The following is a 17,776-nucleotide window of genomic DNA, read 5'->3' as shown; positions in this document are numbered from 1 at the left end:
CGCGACGCCGTTTCGGTGGACCTTCACCCGGCAGGACCTCGCCAGTCTGCTGGAAAAACTCCACGCGAAGGAGTGTCCCCTTGCCAAAGCTGCGTGATTGCATGATCAAAATACGTCACCGTAATTGCGAGATGGAGTACTAAGGATCGGGAAGCCGAGGCTGGGGAATGGAGGGGGACGTCAGGCGTCAAACGGAAGGCGTCAGGTGGAAGAGTGCCGGCTGATCAGAGGAGAGTTCTGTCTGCCACCCCGGCTTGAATCGCTTGACGATTGTGGCACTGACCGCTTACAGTGAATATAAATGGCCCACGGGACTTCAAAAAAGCACAGCACGAGGATTCATGCCGACCGGTATCTGTACACTGCCGTCTTCGACCCCGATGGCAAAGGAGGGTACACCGTCACTGTGCCCGCACTGCCCGGTCTGGTGACCGAGGGCGACACGTTCGAGGAAGCCAAGGAGCTGGTCAAGGAGGCCATCATTGGTTACCTCGAATCGCTTCGCAAACACGGAGAGGCCATTCCCATGGAGGATAGCCCCTTGGTCGTTCCTGTCGCCGTGAATATGCCCCGCTGACGATGTCGCGGCTCACGGCAACTGCGCAGCAGATCATCCGTGTGCTCGAACGCCAAGGCTGGCGCCTCGACCACACGCGCGGCTCACACCACTACTACCGGCACCCGGCCAAGCCGGGCATGGTGAGTGTCCCGTGCCACAAGGGCACCAGCCTCAAACCGAAAACGCTCAGTGCCATTCTCGACGGCACCGGCATCTCTCGCGAAGACTTTTTCAAGCTGCGGTAACCGCAGCGCCCCTCAGCTTCATTATTGCCCGTTCGCCTACCCTGACTCCGGGTCCATCGTGCGCTCTTCTTGCCCCTCATCAGCTGAGCGTCCACGAATTCGTCACCGGCGTCAACATCGCCCTCGGCAGCGCGTCGCTGGACGACTGCTCGTCGTTCGACACCAACGACGACGATCGAGTCACCGTTGACGAGTTGGTGCGCGCGGTGAACAACGCGTTGAATGGGTGCGGGGGGTGAAGACTGTCGGGGGTTCGGTGTCGGGCGTCGGGTGCCGGGGATCAGGCCACAAAAGGTTCATGGCAGCTCTGGCAAATCTCGGCGGGCACTCGGTGACTGCGGCGACGACGGGTACGTCACCGTCGATGAGCTGGTGAAAGCGGTGAACGCCGCGCTGAGCGGGTGCCTGGGGTAGGAGTTCCGGGCCGGCAACTCGCTGCCGCCGGATCACTGCTCGTCATTCGATACCAACAACGACAACCGCGCTAAGCGGGACAGCTTTGCGGACGTGGTCGGTTGGGCAGAGAGTTCGGAGGCGTCCGTCCGCGTCACGGTTTGACTGCCGCAATCGCTCAGGCGTCCGGAGAAACTTCCGGCCGCTCCATTCGGGCTAAAGGGCAGGGGAGCGCTCATTCCTCTCGCCGGTTCCGTGCTATAGGCGCGGAGCTATGGAATCACTGGCGGCGGTGTTGCGCCGAATCCCGCTGTTCGCCGAGTTGCCGCCGGGCAGCTTCGCGAGGGTCATCGCCGACTTGCGGGAGGAGTACCACGAGGCCGGCACGGTGCTGTGCTACGAAGGCGACGAAGCGCGCGACTTCTACATTATCAAGAGCGGTGAGGTTGAGGTACTGGTCAATCGCGGCGGGGGACAGCGCGAGTTGGTGGCGATCAACGGGGCGAACGATTGGTTCGGCGAGCGCGCCTTGTTCTCCGACCGGCCGCGTTCGGCCACGGTGGTGGCGCGCACGACGGTGGCGCTGTGGCGGCTGCCGAAAGAGAAGTTCGACAACCTGGTCGAAGAGAATCCCTGGCTGATCCGTTACTTCACCCAGGTTATCGGCGACCGGCTGTACCGCAACAACCGCGAGCTGTCGAAGTTGCAAGCGGCGTTCAGCCAGCAGATGGCGGCGCTGTTTGCGGCCGAGCCGCCGGCGCGCCGCGGTTTGCTGGTGCGCACGGCCGTACTCAGCACGCTTGACCCGGCGCTGGTGCGCCAGCTGGAGGGGGGCAACGATGTGGCCGAGGAGTTGGCGGCGATCGAGGCCGCCGGCGTGTGGGCGGCGCGCCACCACAACGGGTTGAGTTTCCTCGAGGCCGTACGCGAGTTCCTGCTCGACCGTTTGGAGGCGGAGGTCGGGGCCGATGGCGTGCGCGCGTTGCAGCGGCAAGCCGCAGCCTGGTACGAGCGCGCCGGCCGCTGGGAACTTGCCGTCGATCAGTGGCTGGCGGCGGCGGAGTTTCGCGCCGCGGCGGTGCTGCTGGCGCGCCACCTTGACACGCTCTTCGACAGCGGCCGCTTCGATCTCTTGCAGGGCTGGGTGAGCCGCCTGCCTGAGCCGATCATCGCGGAATTCCTGCCGGCGTTATTGGAGCGTATGAACGCGGCGCTGCGGGCGCCCGCGGCCAAGCCGGCACGCGCGCGCTGGCTCAGTGCGATCGCGGCCAGTGCCGCTTGGCGCTGGGTTGGGGCTGCCGCCGGCTTGAGTGTGGGGCTGGGGTTGTGGCTGGCGCCGCCGCTGGCTGGGCTGCCGGTGCCGGGTATGCACATGCTGGCGCTGCTGGCGTGGGCGGCGGTGTTTTGGGCCTTCGACGTCTTGCCCGATTATGTTGTCGGCCTGGTTATGATCATCGCCTGGATCCTGCTGGCGGTGGTGCCCAGCGAGGTGGCGCTCTCGGGGTTCACCGCGAGTCCGTTCTTCATCATCATCGGCGTGCTCGGGATCGCGGCCTCGTTGCAAAGTTCAGGGTTGCTCTTCCGGCTCGCGCTCCACGTCTTGCGGCGCTTCCCGCTCACCTACCGCGGCCAAGCACTCGGGCTGGCGCTCAGTGGTACCGCGATCAGCTCGTGCATTCCGGATGTGACCTCGGGGGTGGCGCTCGCCGGGCCGATCATCCTGGCGCAGTCGGAATCGCTCGGCTACGGGCGCTTGAGCCGGGGCTCGGCCGGTCTGGCAATGGCGGCGGTGTTGGGGTTCGGACAAATGAGTCCGTTCTTCTTGACCGGTGCAGCGGAGAATTTGCTGGCATGGGGGCTGCTCCCGGAGGCGGCGCGGGCGCAGATCAGCTGGGGGGGGTGGGCGCTGGCGGCACTGCCGCTGGCGCTGGTGACGTTTGTGAGCGGCTTTGTTGCCACGATGCTGTTCTTCCCGGCGGAATTTCCGCCCACGGTCTCTCCCGGCCTGATCGAAACGCAGATCGAAGCCCTCGGCCGGCCCTCACGCGCCGAGTTGGTCAACGGCGCGGTGTTGCTCGCAGCCATGCTCGGCTGGATCAGCGGGCCGTACCACGGAGTGGATGCAGCGTGGGTGGCGATGAGCGGCTTGGCGGTGTTGCTGGCGGCCGACCTGCTCGATCGCGCCACCTTCCGCGCCGGTATCTACTGGGACTTTCTTTTCTACCTCGGCGCGGTGCTGGGGCTGACCGGCGTGGTGCGCCATGTCGGCGTCGACCGTTGGATCATCGATCTGCTTACGCCGATGCTCGCGCCACTGGCCGCATCGCCCGGCCGCTTCTTGCTGATGATGGCGCTGGTGATCTTTGCCGCACGCTTCGTTTTGCCGAGCTTCCCGCTGGTGTCGCTGCTCACCATCACGGTGGTGCCGATTGCCGCCGGCGCCGGCATCGACCCGCTGCCGCTCGTCCTGGTGCTCTGTACCGCGGTGACGGTTTGGTTCCTGCCGTACCAGAGCACCTACTACCTGGCGCTCTACTTCAGCACCAAGGAGAAGGCGTTCACTCACGGCCAGGTGCGGTTGCTGGCGTGGAGCTACGGGCTGATCTACCTGCTGGCCATCGCCGCGGCGATTCCCTACTGGCGCCTGCTCGGCCTGCTGCCGTGAACTTTGGCGGTGTACCCGCTTTGCCTCACAGCCGCGTTTGTGACAGGAGTGAGCGGCACTTCCATCTCCGGTTTCCGGACGGGGCGCGTGAGAAACAGCCACGACCCGGACGCCGTAAATGGTGGGAGCTCTCAAGGACTATAGGAAGGAGACAAGAGACGATGGCTGTTATCGATTTTGGCGGGACGAAGGAAGAGGTCGTCATGCGGAGCGAGTTCCCGATGGCGAAAGCGCGCCGGGTGCTCAAGGACGAGACCGTTGCCGTCATCGGATACGGGGTGCAAGGACCGGCGCAGGCCCTGAACATGAAGGACAACGGCTTCCGCGTGATCATCGGGCAGGCCCCGCAGTTTAAGCGCGATTGGGACCGGGCGGTGAAGGACGGCTGGAAGCCGGGCAGGGACCTCTTCGACATGGAAGAGGCGGCCGAGCGCGGCACGGTCATCGAGATGCTGGTCTCCGATGCGGCGCAAAAAGCGATCTGGCCGACCATCAAGCAGCACCTCAAGCCCGGCGACGCGCTGTATTTCTCGCACGGGTTCTCGATCGTGTACCGCGATCAGACCAAGGTCATCCCGCCGAAGGACGTTGATGTGATTATGGTCGCTCCCAAGGGGTCGGGCACCTCGGTGCGGCGCAACTTCCTTTCCGGCGCCGGTATCAATGCCAGTTTTGCCGTCGAGCAGGACGCCACCGGGCGGGCACGTGAGCGCTGTATCGCCTTGGGCATCGCCATCGGCTCGGGATATCTCTTCCCGACCACCTTTCAGCACGAGGTCTTCAGCGATCTGACCGGCGAGCGCGGGGTGCTGATGGGGGCGCTGGCCGGGATCATGGAAGCGCAATACGACGTCTTGCGTAAACACGGCCACAGCCCGAGCGAGGCGTTCAACGAGACGGTCGAGGAGCTGACTGAGAGTCTGATTCGGCTGGTCGGCGAGAACGGCATGGACTGGATGTACGCCAACTGTTCGGCCACGGCTCAGCGTGGGGCGCTGGATTGGAAGCCGAAATTCAAGCGCGCGGTGCTGCCGCTTTTCAACCAGCTCTACAAGCGCGTGGCCTCCGGGGTTGAGACCCGGCGCGTGCTCAGCGCGTGTGGCCGGCCGGACTATCAGCAGCAGTTGACCAAAGAACTCCAGGCCATCGGCAACTCTGAGATGTGGCAGGCCGGCAAAGCCACGCGCGATCTCCGCCCGAAGGAGTCAGCCAAGAAGACCTCGAAGGCGACCAAAGGAATCGCCGGCCGGGCCTCGAACTGACGGCGACCGTGTCAGCGCGGGCTGGAGCAGTGCTCCAGCCCGCGAGACTCGCGGGGCAACAACCCATCCCCGTGTGATTATGGAAACCCTCGGACACAGCCAGATCAGCGTTACGATGAACACCTACAGCCACGTCCTGCCCGTCCTACTGCGAGAGACGCAGCCGACAAGATGGACTCGATTTTCGCGCGCTAACGAAGCGCGTCCCGCTGTGGGCAAGCGTCGATTTCGCTCCCGGCGGCTGTCAGAATGGCCGTCAATCGGTGCTCTCGGGCGGCCGGCCCGCGCCGCAACGCTTGAAGAACAAAGTGGTCGCACGTGGACTCGAACCACGGACCTCCTGCATGTGAGGCAGGCGCTCTAACCAGCTGAGCTATGCGACCGCTACGGGTGGGCCGACAACAACGCTGCTTCGGCTAGCACACGCCCGCGGGTCGGGCAAGCAGGAACGACGCTGGGGGACGCTGGGGCCCTCGCGAGCCTGGTGTGTCGCTCATCGGCGGCGAGTGTGCGTCGGAGCGAGCGAATCGCACCGCGATGCTCATGTTCGCCCGCGCTCGACGGCAGGACTCCGGGGCAGGAGCTGGTACTTCGCCAGGAGTTCGTGATCGCGGCCCAAGCGCGGCAAGTCGTCTCCCAGCGTGACCCACGGCACGCGAGCATCGCAGAAAGTGTGGGCCAGGGGTTGCACATCAACGGGGGCGTCGAGGTTGGCCAGCGTCACATGCATCTCACCGGCCGCAAGCTTTGAGCGGAAGAGCATCGTCGTGCCGCATCGTGAGCAGAACCCGCGGGAACTCTGTTCGGAGGAGGCGTACCACGCCAGGTTCTCGGTTCCCTGTGTGATGGTGAAAGCCCCCTCCGGCACTCCAACCCAGGTGACGAACGCCGCCCCGTGGGCGCGGCGGCACCAATCGCAATGACAATGGCAGCAGAAGAGCGTGGGCGGATGGAGTGCGAAACGCACGGTGCCGCAGAGGCAGCCGCCGGTGAGTATCCCGGTATCAACCATGGCGTGTCCCTATCCCTCCCTATCCCAAGTGCGGCTTGTGGAAAAGAGCCGGCAACGCAAGGCCGCGGGGAGCGAGGAGGGGGCGAGCGCATCCCATGCTCGCCGCTCCGTGCCAGATGGCGCTGCGCGAACTGAGACCACTTGGTGAGAAGGAACACGACGACAAGAGAGACTGGCGCGCCGGGCGAAGCCAATTGCACGCCGACGGCCTGCGGCAACCTCATTGTAACTGCGGGTAAGACATGCGACGACGGCGGTGAGTTGCCGGCGTGCTGCGCCGACCGGGCGGCAGCACTGGGCGGTGCACAGGCCGCTTCATCGCGTTCGAGCCGGCTCTGGTGACACCTGACAGTTGCACCGCCTTCGCAGCGGTCACTGTACCTCTGCGTCAAACGATCGCGGGCTTCCAGCCCGGTACGAAATCCTCGACCTCAGCGCGGTGACGGCCCCGGCCCGCGCACCGGCCGCCGCCGCAATGATTCGGATACACTCTCGCTGCGGTGTAAGCCGCGCTCGTGAGAACGCCCGGCCGATGTAGTGGGCGACTCATGTCCCCGAGGAAGGCCGTCGCCTGCGCCAGCTTCGAGGTGAGGTGCAACCGATCGCGAATTGCGCTATTCGACCTGGGGATTTCTGCCAGTGCCAGAAGGAAGAATCAGATGGGCGACACTGCGAGCGATCAAGGGTTCTCCGCAGACCAGCAGCGCACGCTAGCCAGCGTGCTCGACGAGATCATCCCGCCGAGCGATGACGGCCAGCTCCCTGGCGCAGGGGAGCTGGGCCTGGTCAGCTACATCGAGCAAGCGTTGCGGCAGGCACCCGAGCTGCGGTCCGTGATCGAGCAGGGGCTGGCGGAGCTAGATGAGGTTGCCCAGCGCCGGCACGGGCGGCACTTCTCTGCGGTCGCCAAGGCGGAGAAGATCGCGCTACTCAACGAACAAGGCTTCGTTTTCCCGCTCGCCTTTCAGGTGTATGCCGGCTACTACCAGCATGCGCGCGTGGTCGAGGCCCTGGGTCTGGAAGCCCGCCCGCCTCATCCGCATGGTTATCAAATGGAACCGAATGACCTGTCGCTGCTCGATGGAGTACGGCGGCGCCCCAAGCTGTATCGCTAACGTGTTCGTTGACTTCGCCAGGGTGTGGCAGCAGACTACCCCGCTCGCGGCCCGCCGCGGCAAGGGAGGCCAGTGACATGCCGGTGCGTTTTCCGGAGCTTGGGTTCCATACCCTGCCCGGGCGCGCGAGTGATCCGCGGCCGCTGTTGCAAGACGTGCGCGCGGCGGAGGCGGTCGGTCTGGGATCGGCGTGGATCTCGGAGCGGCACGACGTCAAGGAGTCGGCCGTGTTGAGTGGGGCGGCGGCGGCGGCCAGCGATGAACTCGCCATCGCCGTCGGCAGCCCGGCGCATTGCGCGCGCCGTATCATTGACCAGTTCGAGGCCGGTGCCGCCGGCGTGATTCTGCACGCCTGCGCACCGCACGAGATGACGGCGTTGTTGGCGGCCTATGCTGCGGTGCGGCCGGCGCAGCGCTTCGCCGGGCGCTCGGCGGTGCCGGGGCGCCTGTAGCCCGGCGCAGTTCGGCCGGAACCTGTACTCGCGGATGGCGCGGCCGCGTGGTACGGAGCGCTTGCGCAGGGAATGCAATTCATTAGAGGAGGCTCACTTGGCAGGTATAGTTCGGTACGGCAGTTACGTTCCCTATTTTCGTCTGACGCGGGCAGCGCTGGGCGCAGGCAAGGGCGAGCGCGCGGTGGCGAGTTTCGACGAGGACGCGGTCTCGCTGGCGGTCGAGGCGGCGCGCGATGCCGTGCGTGGGCTGGCCGCGGTCGACGCGCTCCTGTTTGCCACGCTCAGCCCGGCCTACGCCGAGAAGCTCGACACCGCCACGATCCAGGCCGCGCTCGATCTGCCCGAGGCCGCTAGCTCGGTGGCCCTCGGCGGCTCGTCGCGGATGGGGCTGGCGGCGCTGCTACTCGGGCTCGATTTGGCGGCGGCCGGCAAACGGGCGCTGGTCTGCGCCAGCGACTTGGTCACCGGCGCGCCCGGCGGCGCGCGCGAGAGCCAGGGCGGTGACGCGGCCGCGGCCTTCGTCACTGGGCCGGACAGCGAGGCGGTTGCCCGCGTGCTCGGCTGCGCGTCAGCCACGATCGAGATCCTCGATGCCTGGCGGCTTCCGGAAGATCGTTTCGCCCGGCAGTGGGAGGAGCGCTTCACGGCCGACACCATGGGGCCGGCGATCATCGACACCGCCAGACGGGCGCTTCAAGCCGGTGGCGTTGACCCGGCGACGTTGTCGACCGTCATCCTCGATGGCACCAACCCACGCTCGATGGCGGCTCTGCCCAAGGCGCTCGGCCTCAAGCCCGAGCAGCTCGCCGACACGCTCGCTGCCAGCGTTGGCCGTGCGGGCTGCGCGCACGCCGGGCTGCTGCTGGCGCGGGCACTCGACGCGGCCAAGCCCGGCGATCGCATCCTGGTGGTCTGCGAGGCCGACGGCGCCGATGCCGTTGTTCTCGAAGTGACCGGCGCGATTGCCGACTTGTCGGTGCGCAAGGTCGACCGCTGGATCGCCTCGAAGCGTAACGACTTGGCTTACAACACCTACCTGAAATGGCGCGGCATCCTGCCCTTCGAACCGCCGCGCCGGCCCGATCCCGAGCGCCCGGCGGCGCCGCCGATGCGGCGGCATGAGCGCTGGAAGCTGGCCTTCGTCGGCTCGCGCTGCACCAAGTGCCGAACCGGCCACCTCCCGCCGCAGCGCGTATGCGTGAAGTGCGGCGCCGTTGACCAGATGCACGACGAGCGCTTCGCCGACACCTCGTGCCGGATCGCCACCTACACGCTCGATCACCTGGCCTACACGCTTCAGCCGCCGGTGGTAGCGGCGTTCGTCGACTACGAGGGCGGAGGGCGCTTCGCCTGCGAGCTGACCGACGTGGATCCGAAACAGGTCGCCATCGGCAACCACCTCGAGATGACGTTCCGCCGCCTGTTTACTGCCCAAGGCGTGCACAATTACTTCTGGAAGGCCCGCCCCGGGCGCTGACGTCCGTGAGTCGAGTGTGGGGGCGCTAATCGGGGATCGGGCTGCCCGTCAGCGCCGGCGGCCGCTGTCGCGGAGGAACTCCTTGAGTTCGCCGATCTGGCTGCGCACGTAAGCGGCACGCTCGCTGCTCGGGCTGAGCAGGGGCTGGGCTTTCTCGTACTGGATGAGCGCCTTGTCGTACTCGCCGCGCAGCCGCAGGGCCTCGGCGAGGTGGAAGTAGCCGTCGGCCTCGCGGCCGGCGCGGCCGGCGAGCATGGCGAGACTGTACTGCGCGTCTTCGAGCGTGGGGGCCAGTTCGACCGCGCGGTCGTACTCGCGCAGCGCGCCGGTGGTATCACCGAGTGTTTCGAGCGCCTTGGCGAGCTCGGCGTGGGCTAGGGGATCGCCGGCGTCGCTGTCCACGGCACGCCGCAGTAGGTCGCGGGCTTTGTCCGGCTGGCGCAAACGGAGCCAGGTGCGGCCGAGTTCACGATCGGCAGCGGCGTAACCCATGCCGGCCGCTTGTTCGAGAGTTTGGCGGGCGGGGTCGAAAGCCCCGGTTTCGAGCAAGGTGAGCCCCAGCAAGTAACGGCCTTGGGCATCGCTGGGGTGGTCGTCAACGTAGCGGCGGTAGAAGGTGGTGGCGGCGGTGGCAGTCTCGGTCCTGGCGCGCACCACGGCTTGCACCCGCGCCAACGCCGCAGAGGCTGGGCGGCGGGGCCGAGTCGACCACTGTTGGGTGCGCAAGACCGCTTCGAGGTGATTGAGGCGTTCGTCGGTTAGCGGGTGTGACAGCAGATAGGGTGGGGCGAAGGTGGGGGTGATGCGTTGCTCGTCGGCCATGGTCTTGAAAAAATCCAGCATCCCCTGCGAGTCGTAGCCGCCCGTTTGCATGTAGCCCGCCCCGAGGTAGTCGGCTTCCTGTTCAAATTCACGCCGGTACTTCAGTTGCGCCGCTGCGCTGGCCGCCATTGCGCCGGCGCCGATGGCAGGTTGCACCATCGAGAGCACCAGGCCGAGCAGGGCGGCGTAGTTCATGAACTTGGTGGCTTCCTGTTGCCGGGCCAAGTGGTGGGCATGAACGTGGGCGATCTCATGGCTCATAACGCCGGCGACTTCGTCGTCGGTAACGGCACGCACGAGCAGCCCGGAATGAAAGTAGATGTAACCGCCGGGCACCGCGAAGGCATTGATCTTGGGGTCGCGCACGACGAAGAAGCGATAGTCGAAGGGATTGCCGTCGAGTTTGGCAACTATACGTTGGCCCATGCGGTTGATGTAGCTGACCACGTCTACGTCGGTGAGCAGCGGCAACTGCGCTTGCGCCTGCAAGGCGAATTTCCTGCCGAGATCACGCTCGGCCTCGTACGAGGTCGCCAGCGCCGCAGTGCTGAGCAGATTTGCCGCGCAACCTACCAGCAGAACGGCGGCCCGAAAGCGGCGGGTGGGTCGGTTCATTGCATCCGCTAGTCAATCAGCAGGCTGGCCGCATTGCAACCGGAGGGGGCGGTCAGCTCAGCGGTTGTGACCGGGTGACGATCAAGTGGCAGGGCGAATCAACCGGCGGGTTAGCCACCAGTGAGGCAGAAAGACCGCAAACGCTGCCACCATTACGGCTGCACCTTGAAGTAACAGGCGAACGCCGCTTTGTCGTTCTGAACCGATGACACGGCGGCGGTAGTCTTCCCACTCGGTTCGTAGTCGGCCGCGGTCCTCGCCGGTTGACTGCGCCGATCGGTGCTGAACGCGATAGTGCTCGAAAGATTCAGCTTGCTCCCATTGCGCAGTGCTCAGCATGAGCTTGGGATAGTGAAAACGTAGTGAGCCGATCAGGGCGGCACTGCCGGCGATGCCCATGGTCGTTAGGCTGAGCAGGCAGATGACGAGGAGGTAGATCTGCCAGAGCACTTGGCGCTGCCAGGCGGTCATTGCTGGCCGTTTGCGCCCGGCATGGTCGCTTGATTGCGCCGGCGGAGCCGTGGCGCGGGAGCCGCCGCTGCGGAGTTGCAGGGCCTGAGGTTGGGGTTGCACGGCATCGCAGTTGCTGGGGGCGGGAGAGCGACGATGGCCAAAACCAATCGCGAGTGGGATGGACAGGCGCTGCGGGAGTGGATCGCGCAAGCAGCGCCGCTCGAGCGCCAGCGTGGTCGCATCGTCTTGGCGCGGGCGCGGGGGGCGACGATCAATGGCATCGCGGTTCTCTTGGGGGTGCATCGCGACACGGTGCAGCGCTGGCTGGCGCGGTATCGCCGGCAGGGTTTGGCAGGGCTGGCCCACCGCAATGGCGGCCGAGCACAGCGGCCGAAGTTCGGCGCCCGTGTTGTCGGCAAGATTCGGCGGATCGCGAGCCGGCCACCGCAAGAGCAGGGAGAAGCCTTTGCCGTATGGTCCTTGGCGAAGCTGCGGGCGCACCTGGTACGCAGGCGCGTGGTCGAGTGGATTTCGATTGAGCGGCTGCGCCAGCTGCTGGTCGACACCGGTGGTCGGCCCCCGGGTTGGTGGGTACCATTCCCGGATCGCATTCCCTTAAGCCCAGAGGTGCGGTTGCAGTTGCAACGCTTTGCCGCGCGCCCGCAGGTCGGGGTGCGTGCCGCGATTGTGCTGGCGGCAGCAGAGGGCCGGCCGCTAAAGGTCATTACCGCCGAGCTGGGTGCTTCGATGACCTCCGTCCGGCGTTGGCTGCGGCGCTTCCTGCAAGGCGGCGTAAGTGGGCTTGAAGGCCGGCCGGGTCGAGGCCATCCGGCGTTGTTTTCGCCCGCCGTATGTGCGCGGATCGTGGCCTGCGCTCGGCAGTCGCCGGCAGAGGTGGGGGTGGCGGCGAAAGAGTGGTCGCTGTACACGTTGCGCCAATACCTCATCACCGCGGGCGTTGTCTCGCATGTTAGCATCGAGTGGCTGCGGCAGATCTTGCGCCGAGCCGCGGGTGCCAGCCCGTGCGCAAGCGGCGCGGCAGCCGGCGGAGCCCAGCGTTTTGCTAGCATGAGTCACCCAACGCTGCCCTGGCGCGTCAAAGGACGCGCACCGCATACTCCAAGAGCTCACCGAGCAAGCGGACGCGGTGGGCGTGCACCGGGCGATCGCGCAGCTCGGCCTGGGCGAAACACTCCAACTCGTAGCGCAAGTTGAGCTCGATGAGCTCGACGCACTGCTGAGAGCGGGCTTGATGGCGGTGACGCCGGCGGGCGGCCGATAGCTCGACGAACGAAATGATCTCTGCCATCAGACCTCCGCTTGCGCGCGCGCTTTGGCGCGCAGGCTCTTCCAGCCGTCGTTACCGAACCACTCGATCTGACGCGCCAATCCCAACAGGATACGGACTTCACGCTCGGTTAACCCGGTGCGGCCGAGCAGCCGGCGCAACGCAAACATGATGTGCTCGGGGTTGTCGCGGTGGAGAAAGCCGATGGAGAGGAAAGCGGCGCGCAGGCGCTCATAGACCTGCTCGACGCGTGCCGCCGGGGCCAGGGCGCCCAGCGCTGACAGCGTGTGGTCGTGCGCGGCCAATCGCAGTTCATAGGCGCAGATCATGACGGCCTGGGCCAGATTGAGCGAAGTATACTCCGCGGCGGTGGGAATGGCGATCAGCTGGTGGCAGAGGCGAAGCTCGCTGTTGCTCAAACCGCGATCCTCCGGCCCGAAGACGAGGGCGACCGGCTGTTGGCGGGCGCGGGCGACGATTTCGGGCGCCAGCGCCCGCGGCGGCAGCGTCCCTTGGCGATACCCGCCGGCGCGGCAGGTGGTGCCGACGACGACGGCGCAATCGCCCACCGCCTCTGCCAGAGTGCGCGTCTGGCGCATGCTATCGACGACGCGCTCGGCGTGCACGGCCATGGTGCGCAGCCATTGCTGGCGCAGGGGCTGGGTCCGAACCACCAGCAGTTCGCCCAAACCCATGTTAGCGATGGCCCGCGCCACGGCGCCGACATTCATGGCGCCGCGGGGCTGATGCAGCACGACGCGGATGTTGTGCAGGGGATCGCGCTCTGCCGTACTGCCGCAGCGCTGTGCTTGCATCATGCCGCCGCTGTCTCGCGAGGCCCCGCGGAAACCTACCGGGAGCGATGCGGCCGCCAGCGCGTGGCGTACTCCCTCGGTAGAGTGGAGAGCTGCGCGCCGCTGAGATGGCCGAACACTTCTTGGGGGCGGACGAAAAGGGCCAGGACGCTGTCCATGACAGCCATCTGGGAGCGGTAACGGCCGAGTGCTTCGCGCTTGCGCGCGATTTCGGCCGGACTGAGGTCGAAGTGCATCCAGCTGGTGTGCGACAGACTCTCGTGCCCGGCCGATGAGCCGCCGATGCCGGCGCCATTGATCACTTGCTGCCACAGTGGACTGCCGGGGTATTCCGGGTAATGCACCAGGTAGGTAAGCACGGCGATGCGGCTGAACGGGGCGCCGGCACTATGGCGCAACTCGTTGAGGGCGGCGAGTACGAAGCCGCCGGTGGTGCAGTGATCGGGGTGGCGATCGCGCGGGTCGGGAATAACTACCCAGTCCGGAGCGCTGGTGCGCAGGGCTTCGCCGAGCACGCGCTCGAGATCGACGCCGGAGTACTCGATACCGCGCCGAGCGCTGTCGTTGTAGGGCGGCCGGTCGGAGTCGGTGAAGGGCGAGCGGTAGGGGTGGGCGTCGGACCAGTTGGCGGCCCAGAGATTGTCGATACCGTCGTCGGGGAATCCCAGAAAGGTGCTGCCGATGCTGGTGCTGCCGAGTACCTGCAGCGCCGCGATCGCCTCGCGGCGGCGCAGCCGGCCATAGGCCAGGAAGTCGCGTTGCGAGACCCGGCGGTGCCGAGCGCTCGCGAGCACGGCGCTGCGGAAACCATCACCATTGGTGACGAATAATACCTGCACGCTCCCGCCGCGGTCGAGGACGCGTTGGATCAAGCCGCCCGCTCCCAAGGTCTCGTCATCCGGGTGCGGTGCCACCACCAACACTCGCAGCTTCTCCGGTATGGTCAACGGAACTTGTCGATAGGCCGGCAACGCCAGTTCGGAGACGGGTGGCGGCTGGATCTGGGGCGGCTGAGCCTCCAGCGCCGGGCGAGCAGGCGAGGCCACGCCAGCTGCCGGTAGGTGTCGGTCACTGGCGTAACTCACCGCCGCACCGCACAGCAGCAGTATGGCGAGCGCGGCCCATTCCCGCCGGCTGGAAGATCGCGCTGGGTGCATCGCCGGCGCGCCAGCAGGCCTCACGCCTTGATGCTGCCGCCGCCCGCGGCGCCTTCGAGCGTCTCAGTCAGGCGCCGATCCAGCTCACGTGAATGCAGCTGGGCGCGAATGCGCGTGAACAGCTCCTGTTTGTTCAACGGTTTGGTGAGATACTCGCTCACCCCCAGAGCCATGCCGCGCGAGCGCGTCTCCATGTCGTCTTTGGCGGTCAGTAGGATCACTGGAATTGCCCGCCAGGCGGCGTTGGCGCGCAAGCGCTCGCACACCTGCAGGCCATCCATGTTGGGCATCATTACGTCGAGGACAATCACGTCGAACAGTTGGCGCACAAGGATGTCGAGGCAGCCCTGCCCGCTGTCCACGGTCTGGCACTCGTAGCCCTCGCGCGCCAGCAGGCGCGAGAGGATTTCCAGCGCGTGCGGGTCGTCATCGACGATAAGGACCCGCGCTTTCGAGTGTACCGCTTCGTCTGCCATGTGTGCTCCCAGTGTGCTAGATCAAGTAGCCTTCAGCGGCGTCACCGCCGGTGCCTTTGCGGCGCAACTTGGCGACCAGGGTGGTGCGCTTGAGCCCGAGCAGCCGTGCCGCTGCTTGCTTGTTGCCCTTCGTGCGCCGCAGCGCCTCGTCGATCAAGCGATACTCGAATTCCTCCACCGCCTGGTTCAGGTCGATACCCTCTTCGGTCAGGGTCGGCCGCGGAATTTTCTTCTCCGAGATGAAGGAGCGGATGTTCGACGGCAGGTGCTGCACGTGGACCATGCCGTCGTCACTCAAAATCACCAGTCGTTCAATGAGGTTTTCCAACTCGCGGACGTTGCCGGGCCAATCGTACTCCCACAAGTGCACCATTGCTTCATCGGAGACGCGGCAGATCGGGCCTTGACGCTTTTGGTTGTGCTTTTCGAGGAAGAACTGCACCAGGATCGGGATGTCCGAGCGGCGTTCCCGCAAGGGCGGAATCACCAGCGGGATGACCTGCAGGCGGTAGAAGAGGTCTTCACGGAAGCGACCCTTTTCGACTTCGACGCCGAGTTCGCGATTGCTGGCGGCGATAACCCGCACGTCGGTCTTGATTGTGCGGTCCGCGCCGACCGGCCGGATCTCGCGATCTTGCAACACGCGCAGCAGCTTGACCTGCAGCGGTGGGGTCATTTCGCCGACTTCATCAAGGAAGATCGTGCCGCCGTTGGCGAGTTGGAACATACCCATGCGCGTGCCGGTGGCACCGGTGAAGGCGCCGCGCTCGTGCCCGAACATCTCCGACTCGAGCAACTCCGACGGAATGGCGCCGCAGTTGACCGCAATGAAAGGGTTGCTGGCGCGCTTGCTGTTGGCGTGGATGTAGCGAGCAACCAACTCCTTGCCGGTACCGCTCTCGCCCATGATGAGCACCGTGGAGTCGGTGGTAGCCACCTTGTGGGCGATGCTGAGAATCTTCTCCATCACCGGGTGGCAGCCTTTGATCGTGAATGCTTCCATCAGTACCTCTGTGCGTGAGCGCCAAAAAATTAACAGCAAGGGCGGGAGAATACAAGAGCAGCGGAGCGAAATCTTGGCGGAACTTGGCGGTGGTCACGCCGGCCTTCCGCGGCGCACGGTGTTGCGCCTGCGCCCACCGCGCTGTTAATACCGGCCCGCGGTTGCAGTTAAGGAGTGACGCATGCGCAGCGCTAACCGCCGAGCGGACGAATTGAGGCCAATTACCATTACGCCCGGGTTCATTCGCCATCGTGACGGCTCGGTGTTGATAGAAGTCGGTGACACAAGGGTGATTTGCACTGCTACGGTCGAGGAACAGGTGCCGCAGTTCCTGCGAGATACGGGGCGGGGCTGGGTTACTGCGGAGTACGGGATGCTGCCGGGTTGCGGCGGCACGCGCATTCCGCGTGAGGCAGTGCGAGGGCAGGTCGGCGGGCGCACCCATGAAATCCAGCGCCTCATTGGGCGCAGCCTGCGCGCAGTCACCAATCTGGCGCAGCTTGGCACGCGGACGATTTGGCTCGATTGCGATGTGATCCAAGCGGATGGCGGTACCCGCACCGCAGCCATCACCGGAGCATATGTGGCCTTGGCGCTTGCTGTGCGAAGTCTCAGGGCACAAGGGAAGTGTGGCGGTGAGCCGCTGACGGGAGCGGTTGCAGCGGTCAGTGTCGGTGTCGTTGGCGACGAGGTTCTGCTGGATCTGTGTTACGAGGAGGACAGCCGGGCTGACGTTGACATGAACTTTGTGATGACGGCAAGCGGACTGTATGTAGAAGTACAAGGCACGGCGGAGAGCCACCCGTTTAGCAAAGCACAGCTCGATCGAATGGCGCAGCTGGCGTGGGTTGGAATCGAGCAACTCACTTGCATACAGGCCGAAGTGCTGCGTGCGAGCTGAGCGCGCGACTCGCCGGCGACGAGCATGGTATTGGTCATCGCAACCCGGAACTCGGGCAAGCGGGCCGAGTTCGCGCACTTGCTGGCCGGTCTCGGACTGACGATCAGGTCACTGGCGGAGTTTCCCCGGGCCCCCGAAGTGCCCGAAGAGTCCGGTTCGTATCACGAGAACGCGCGCGTTAAGGCGGTTACGATTGCACGGTACACCGGGCTGCCGGCGTTGGCGGACGATTCAGGGCTCGAGGTTGACGCATTGGGTGGCGCACCGGGAGTGCGCTCGGCGCGGTTTGCCGGAGCAGCGGGCGACGATCAGCGCAACCTGACGCTGTTACTGCAACGTTTAGAGGCAACGCCGTCGGCTCAGCGTACTGCGCGCTTTCGCTGTGTAATCGTAGTGGCGCGGCCTGATGGTGCGACGCTGGCGGTGGAGGCGGTGTGCGAGGGGGTTATTGCCACGCATCCGGCAGGGACTGCTGGGTTCGGCTACGACCCGGTATTTCTGCTACCCGAGTTAGGGCGAACCTTTGCGCAACTACCGACCGAGGAGAAGCACCAGCGCAGTCATCGTGGCCGCGCGTGCGCCATGTTGCGTCCGCAGTTGTTGGAATTTTTAGGCTCGCAGGCGGGCGCAAATCCGAAGCCAAGTTGATTTCGCCCACCCCCTCTGTTAGGAGCGGCGCTGCGTGTGAGTCCCGCCATCGTCGGTCGGGCAACTGGGGATACACGAGGGCCATGCGTGGGCGCCGGACTGAGCGGGGTGTGGCGCAGCCTGGTAGCGCACCTGCCTTGGGCGCAGGGGGTCGGAGGTTCAAATCCTCTCACCCCGATTCCGATTCGGACGCGCGCATGGCAAGAACCTTGTGGATGACAGTTGTCCGTGCGCGACTTGCGGGCGCCAGTAGCTCAGGTGGATAGAGCAACGGCCTTCTAAGCCGTGGGTCAGGGGTTCGAGTCCCTTCTGGCGCGTGCGCCCGAAGAGGGGGTGATGAGCGCGAGGCGGGCAGGAGACGTGGTGAGTGTAGCTCAATGGTAGAGCACTGGACTGTGGCTCCAGGGGTTGAGGG

At 65.7% G+C, this 17,776-nt stretch carries 17 protein-coding genes and 3 tRNA genes; 12 read left to right on the top strand and 8 right to left on the bottom strand.

The features are described from left to right. Positions 1–301: 301 nt before the first annotated feature. The 4 genes from HY699_07585 to ilvC all read left to right on the top strand — a co-directional run bounded on the left by HY699_07585 (position 302) and on the right by ilvC (position 5,124). Positions 302–577 (top strand): type II toxin-antitoxin system HicB family antitoxin, encoded by a 276-nt coding sequence (locus tag HY699_07585; protein ID MBI4515660.1) that lies wholly within the window; start codon positions 302–304, stop codon positions 575–577. 2 nt (positions 578–579) lie between these two features. Beyond that, positions 580–804 (top strand): type II toxin-antitoxin system HicA family toxin, encoded by a 225-nt coding sequence (locus tag HY699_07580; GenBank protein ID MBI4515659.1) that lies wholly within the window; start codon positions 580–582, stop codon positions 802–804. 667 nt (positions 805–1,471) lie between these two features. Next, positions 1,472–3,862: an anion permease gene (locus HY699_07575; GenBank protein MBI4515658.1), complete on the top strand. Its 2,391-nt coding sequence runs from the start codon at positions 1,472–1,474 to the stop codon at positions 3,860–3,862. A gap of 161 nt (positions 3,863–4,023) precedes the next feature. Beyond that, positions 4,024–5,124, top strand: coding sequence for a ketol-acid reductoisomerase (gene ilvC, locus HY699_07570; GenBank protein ID MBI4515657.1), 1,101 nt, complete (start codon positions 4,024–4,026; stop codon positions 5,122–5,124). A gap of 309 nt (positions 5,125–5,433) precedes the next feature. Here the strand turns inward: ilvC and HY699_07565 are convergent. Together HY699_07565 and HY699_07560 are read right to left on the bottom strand one after the other, a co-directional pair. Next, positions 5,434–5,507, bottom strand: a tRNA-Val gene (locus HY699_07565). A 158-nt stretch (positions 5,508–5,665) separates the two neighbouring features. Continuing rightward, the gene (locus HY699_07560) at positions 5,666–6,136 is read right to left on the bottom strand and encodes a GFA family protein (protein ID MBI4515656.1); all 471 of its coding nucleotides are present in this window, start codon (positions 6,134–6,136) and stop codon (positions 5,666–5,668) included. Positions 6,137–6,795: 659 nt separating this feature from the next. Here HY699_07560 and HY699_07555 point away from each other — a divergent pair. From HY699_07555 to HY699_07545, 3 genes are all read left to right on the top strand, one after another. Then, entirely contained in the window at positions 6,796–7,251 is a 456-nt protein-coding gene (locus HY699_07555) for a gluconate 2-dehydrogenase subunit 3 family protein (GenBank protein ID MBI4515655.1), read from the top strand. Positions 7,252–7,328: 77 nt separating this feature from the next. Beyond that, positions 7,329–7,703 (top strand): hypothetical protein, encoded by a 375-nt coding sequence (locus HY699_07550; protein ID MBI4515654.1) that lies wholly within the window; start codon positions 7,329–7,331, stop codon positions 7,701–7,703. Between the two features lie 97 nt (positions 7,704–7,800). Continuing rightward, positions 7,801–9,183, top strand: a complete 1,383-nt coding sequence (locus tag HY699_07545; GenBank protein MBI4515653.1) for an OB-fold domain-containing protein — start codon at positions 7,801–7,803, stop codon at positions 9,181–9,183. 48 nt (positions 9,184–9,231) lie between these two features. On the opposite strand, the gene HY699_07540 is transcribed toward HY699_07545, so the two are convergent. Together HY699_07540 and HY699_07535 are read right to left on the bottom strand one after the other, a co-directional pair. Beyond that, positions 9,232–10,620, bottom strand: coding sequence for a M48 family metalloprotease (locus HY699_07540; GenBank protein ID MBI4515652.1), 1,389 nt, complete (start codon positions 10,618–10,620; stop codon positions 9,232–9,234). A gap of 81 nt (positions 10,621–10,701) precedes the next feature. Continuing rightward, complete coding sequence (locus tag HY699_07535; GenBank protein MBI4515651.1) at positions 10,702–11,091, bottom strand: hypothetical protein; 390 nt, start codon at positions 11,089–11,091, stop codon at positions 10,702–10,704. Positions 11,092–11,226: 135 nt separating this feature from the next. On the opposite strand from HY699_07535, the gene HY699_07530 reads away from it, so the two are divergent. After that, complete coding sequence (locus HY699_07530; GenBank protein ID MBI4515650.1) at positions 11,227–12,288, top strand: helix-turn-helix domain-containing protein; 1,062 nt, start codon at positions 11,227–11,229, stop codon at positions 12,286–12,288. A 93-nt stretch (positions 12,289–12,381) separates the two neighbouring features. On the opposite strand, the gene HY699_07525 is transcribed toward HY699_07530, so the two are convergent. The 4 genes from HY699_07525 to HY699_07510 are packed head-to-tail and all read right to left on the bottom strand — an operon-like array spanning position 12,382 to position 15,812. After that, positions 12,382–13,179: an RNA methyltransferase gene (locus HY699_07525; GenBank protein ID MBI4515649.1), complete on the bottom strand. Its 798-nt coding sequence runs from the start codon at positions 13,177–13,179 to the stop codon at positions 12,382–12,384. Between the two features lie 32 nt (positions 13,180–13,211). After that, positions 13,212–14,333 carry a PIG-L family deacetylase gene (locus HY699_07520; GenBank protein MBI4515648.1) on the bottom strand — a complete coding sequence of 374 codons (1,122 nt, stop codon included), beginning with the start codon at positions 14,331–14,333 and terminating at the stop codon, positions 13,212–13,214. 20 nt (positions 14,334–14,353) lie between these two features. Further along, positions 14,354–14,809 (bottom strand): response regulator, encoded by a 456-nt coding sequence (locus HY699_07515; GenBank protein MBI4515647.1) that lies wholly within the window; start codon positions 14,807–14,809, stop codon positions 14,354–14,356. A gap of 16 nt (positions 14,810–14,825) precedes the next feature. Continuing rightward, a complete protein-coding gene (locus tag HY699_07510) occupies positions 14,826–15,812 on the bottom strand; it encodes a sigma 54-interacting transcriptional regulator (protein MBI4515646.1) in 987 nt (328 codons plus the stop codon). A gap of 181 nt (positions 15,813–15,993) precedes the next feature. On the opposite strand from HY699_07510, the gene rph reads away from it, so the two are divergent. The 4 genes from rph to HY699_07490 all read left to right on the top strand — a co-directional run bounded on the left by rph (position 15,994) and on the right by HY699_07490 (position 17,678). Then, complete coding sequence (gene rph, locus HY699_07505) at positions 15,994–16,713, top strand: ribonuclease PH (GenBank protein ID MBI4515645.1); 720 nt, start codon at positions 15,994–15,996, stop codon at positions 16,711–16,713. A gap of 24 nt (positions 16,714–16,737) precedes the next feature. Continuing rightward, positions 16,738–17,361 (top strand): XTP/dITP diphosphatase, encoded by a 624-nt coding sequence (locus tag HY699_07500; GenBank protein MBI4515644.1) that lies wholly within the window; start codon positions 16,738–16,740, stop codon positions 17,359–17,361. A gap of 104 nt (positions 17,362–17,465) precedes the next feature. Further along, a tRNA-Pro gene (locus HY699_07495) sits at positions 17,466–17,539 on the top strand. Between the two features lie 65 nt (positions 17,540–17,604). Beyond that, positions 17,605–17,678, top strand: a tRNA-Arg gene (locus tag HY699_07490). The last annotated feature ends 98 nt before the right edge of the window (positions 17,679–17,776 follow it).

The organism is Deltaproteobacteria bacterium (genome assembly GCA_016210005.1).
Taxonomy (GTDB): domain Bacteria; phylum Desulfobacterota; class Binatia; order HRBIN30; family JACQVA1; genus JACQVA1.
This window is presented reverse-complemented; position numbering and strand designations above follow the sequence as displayed.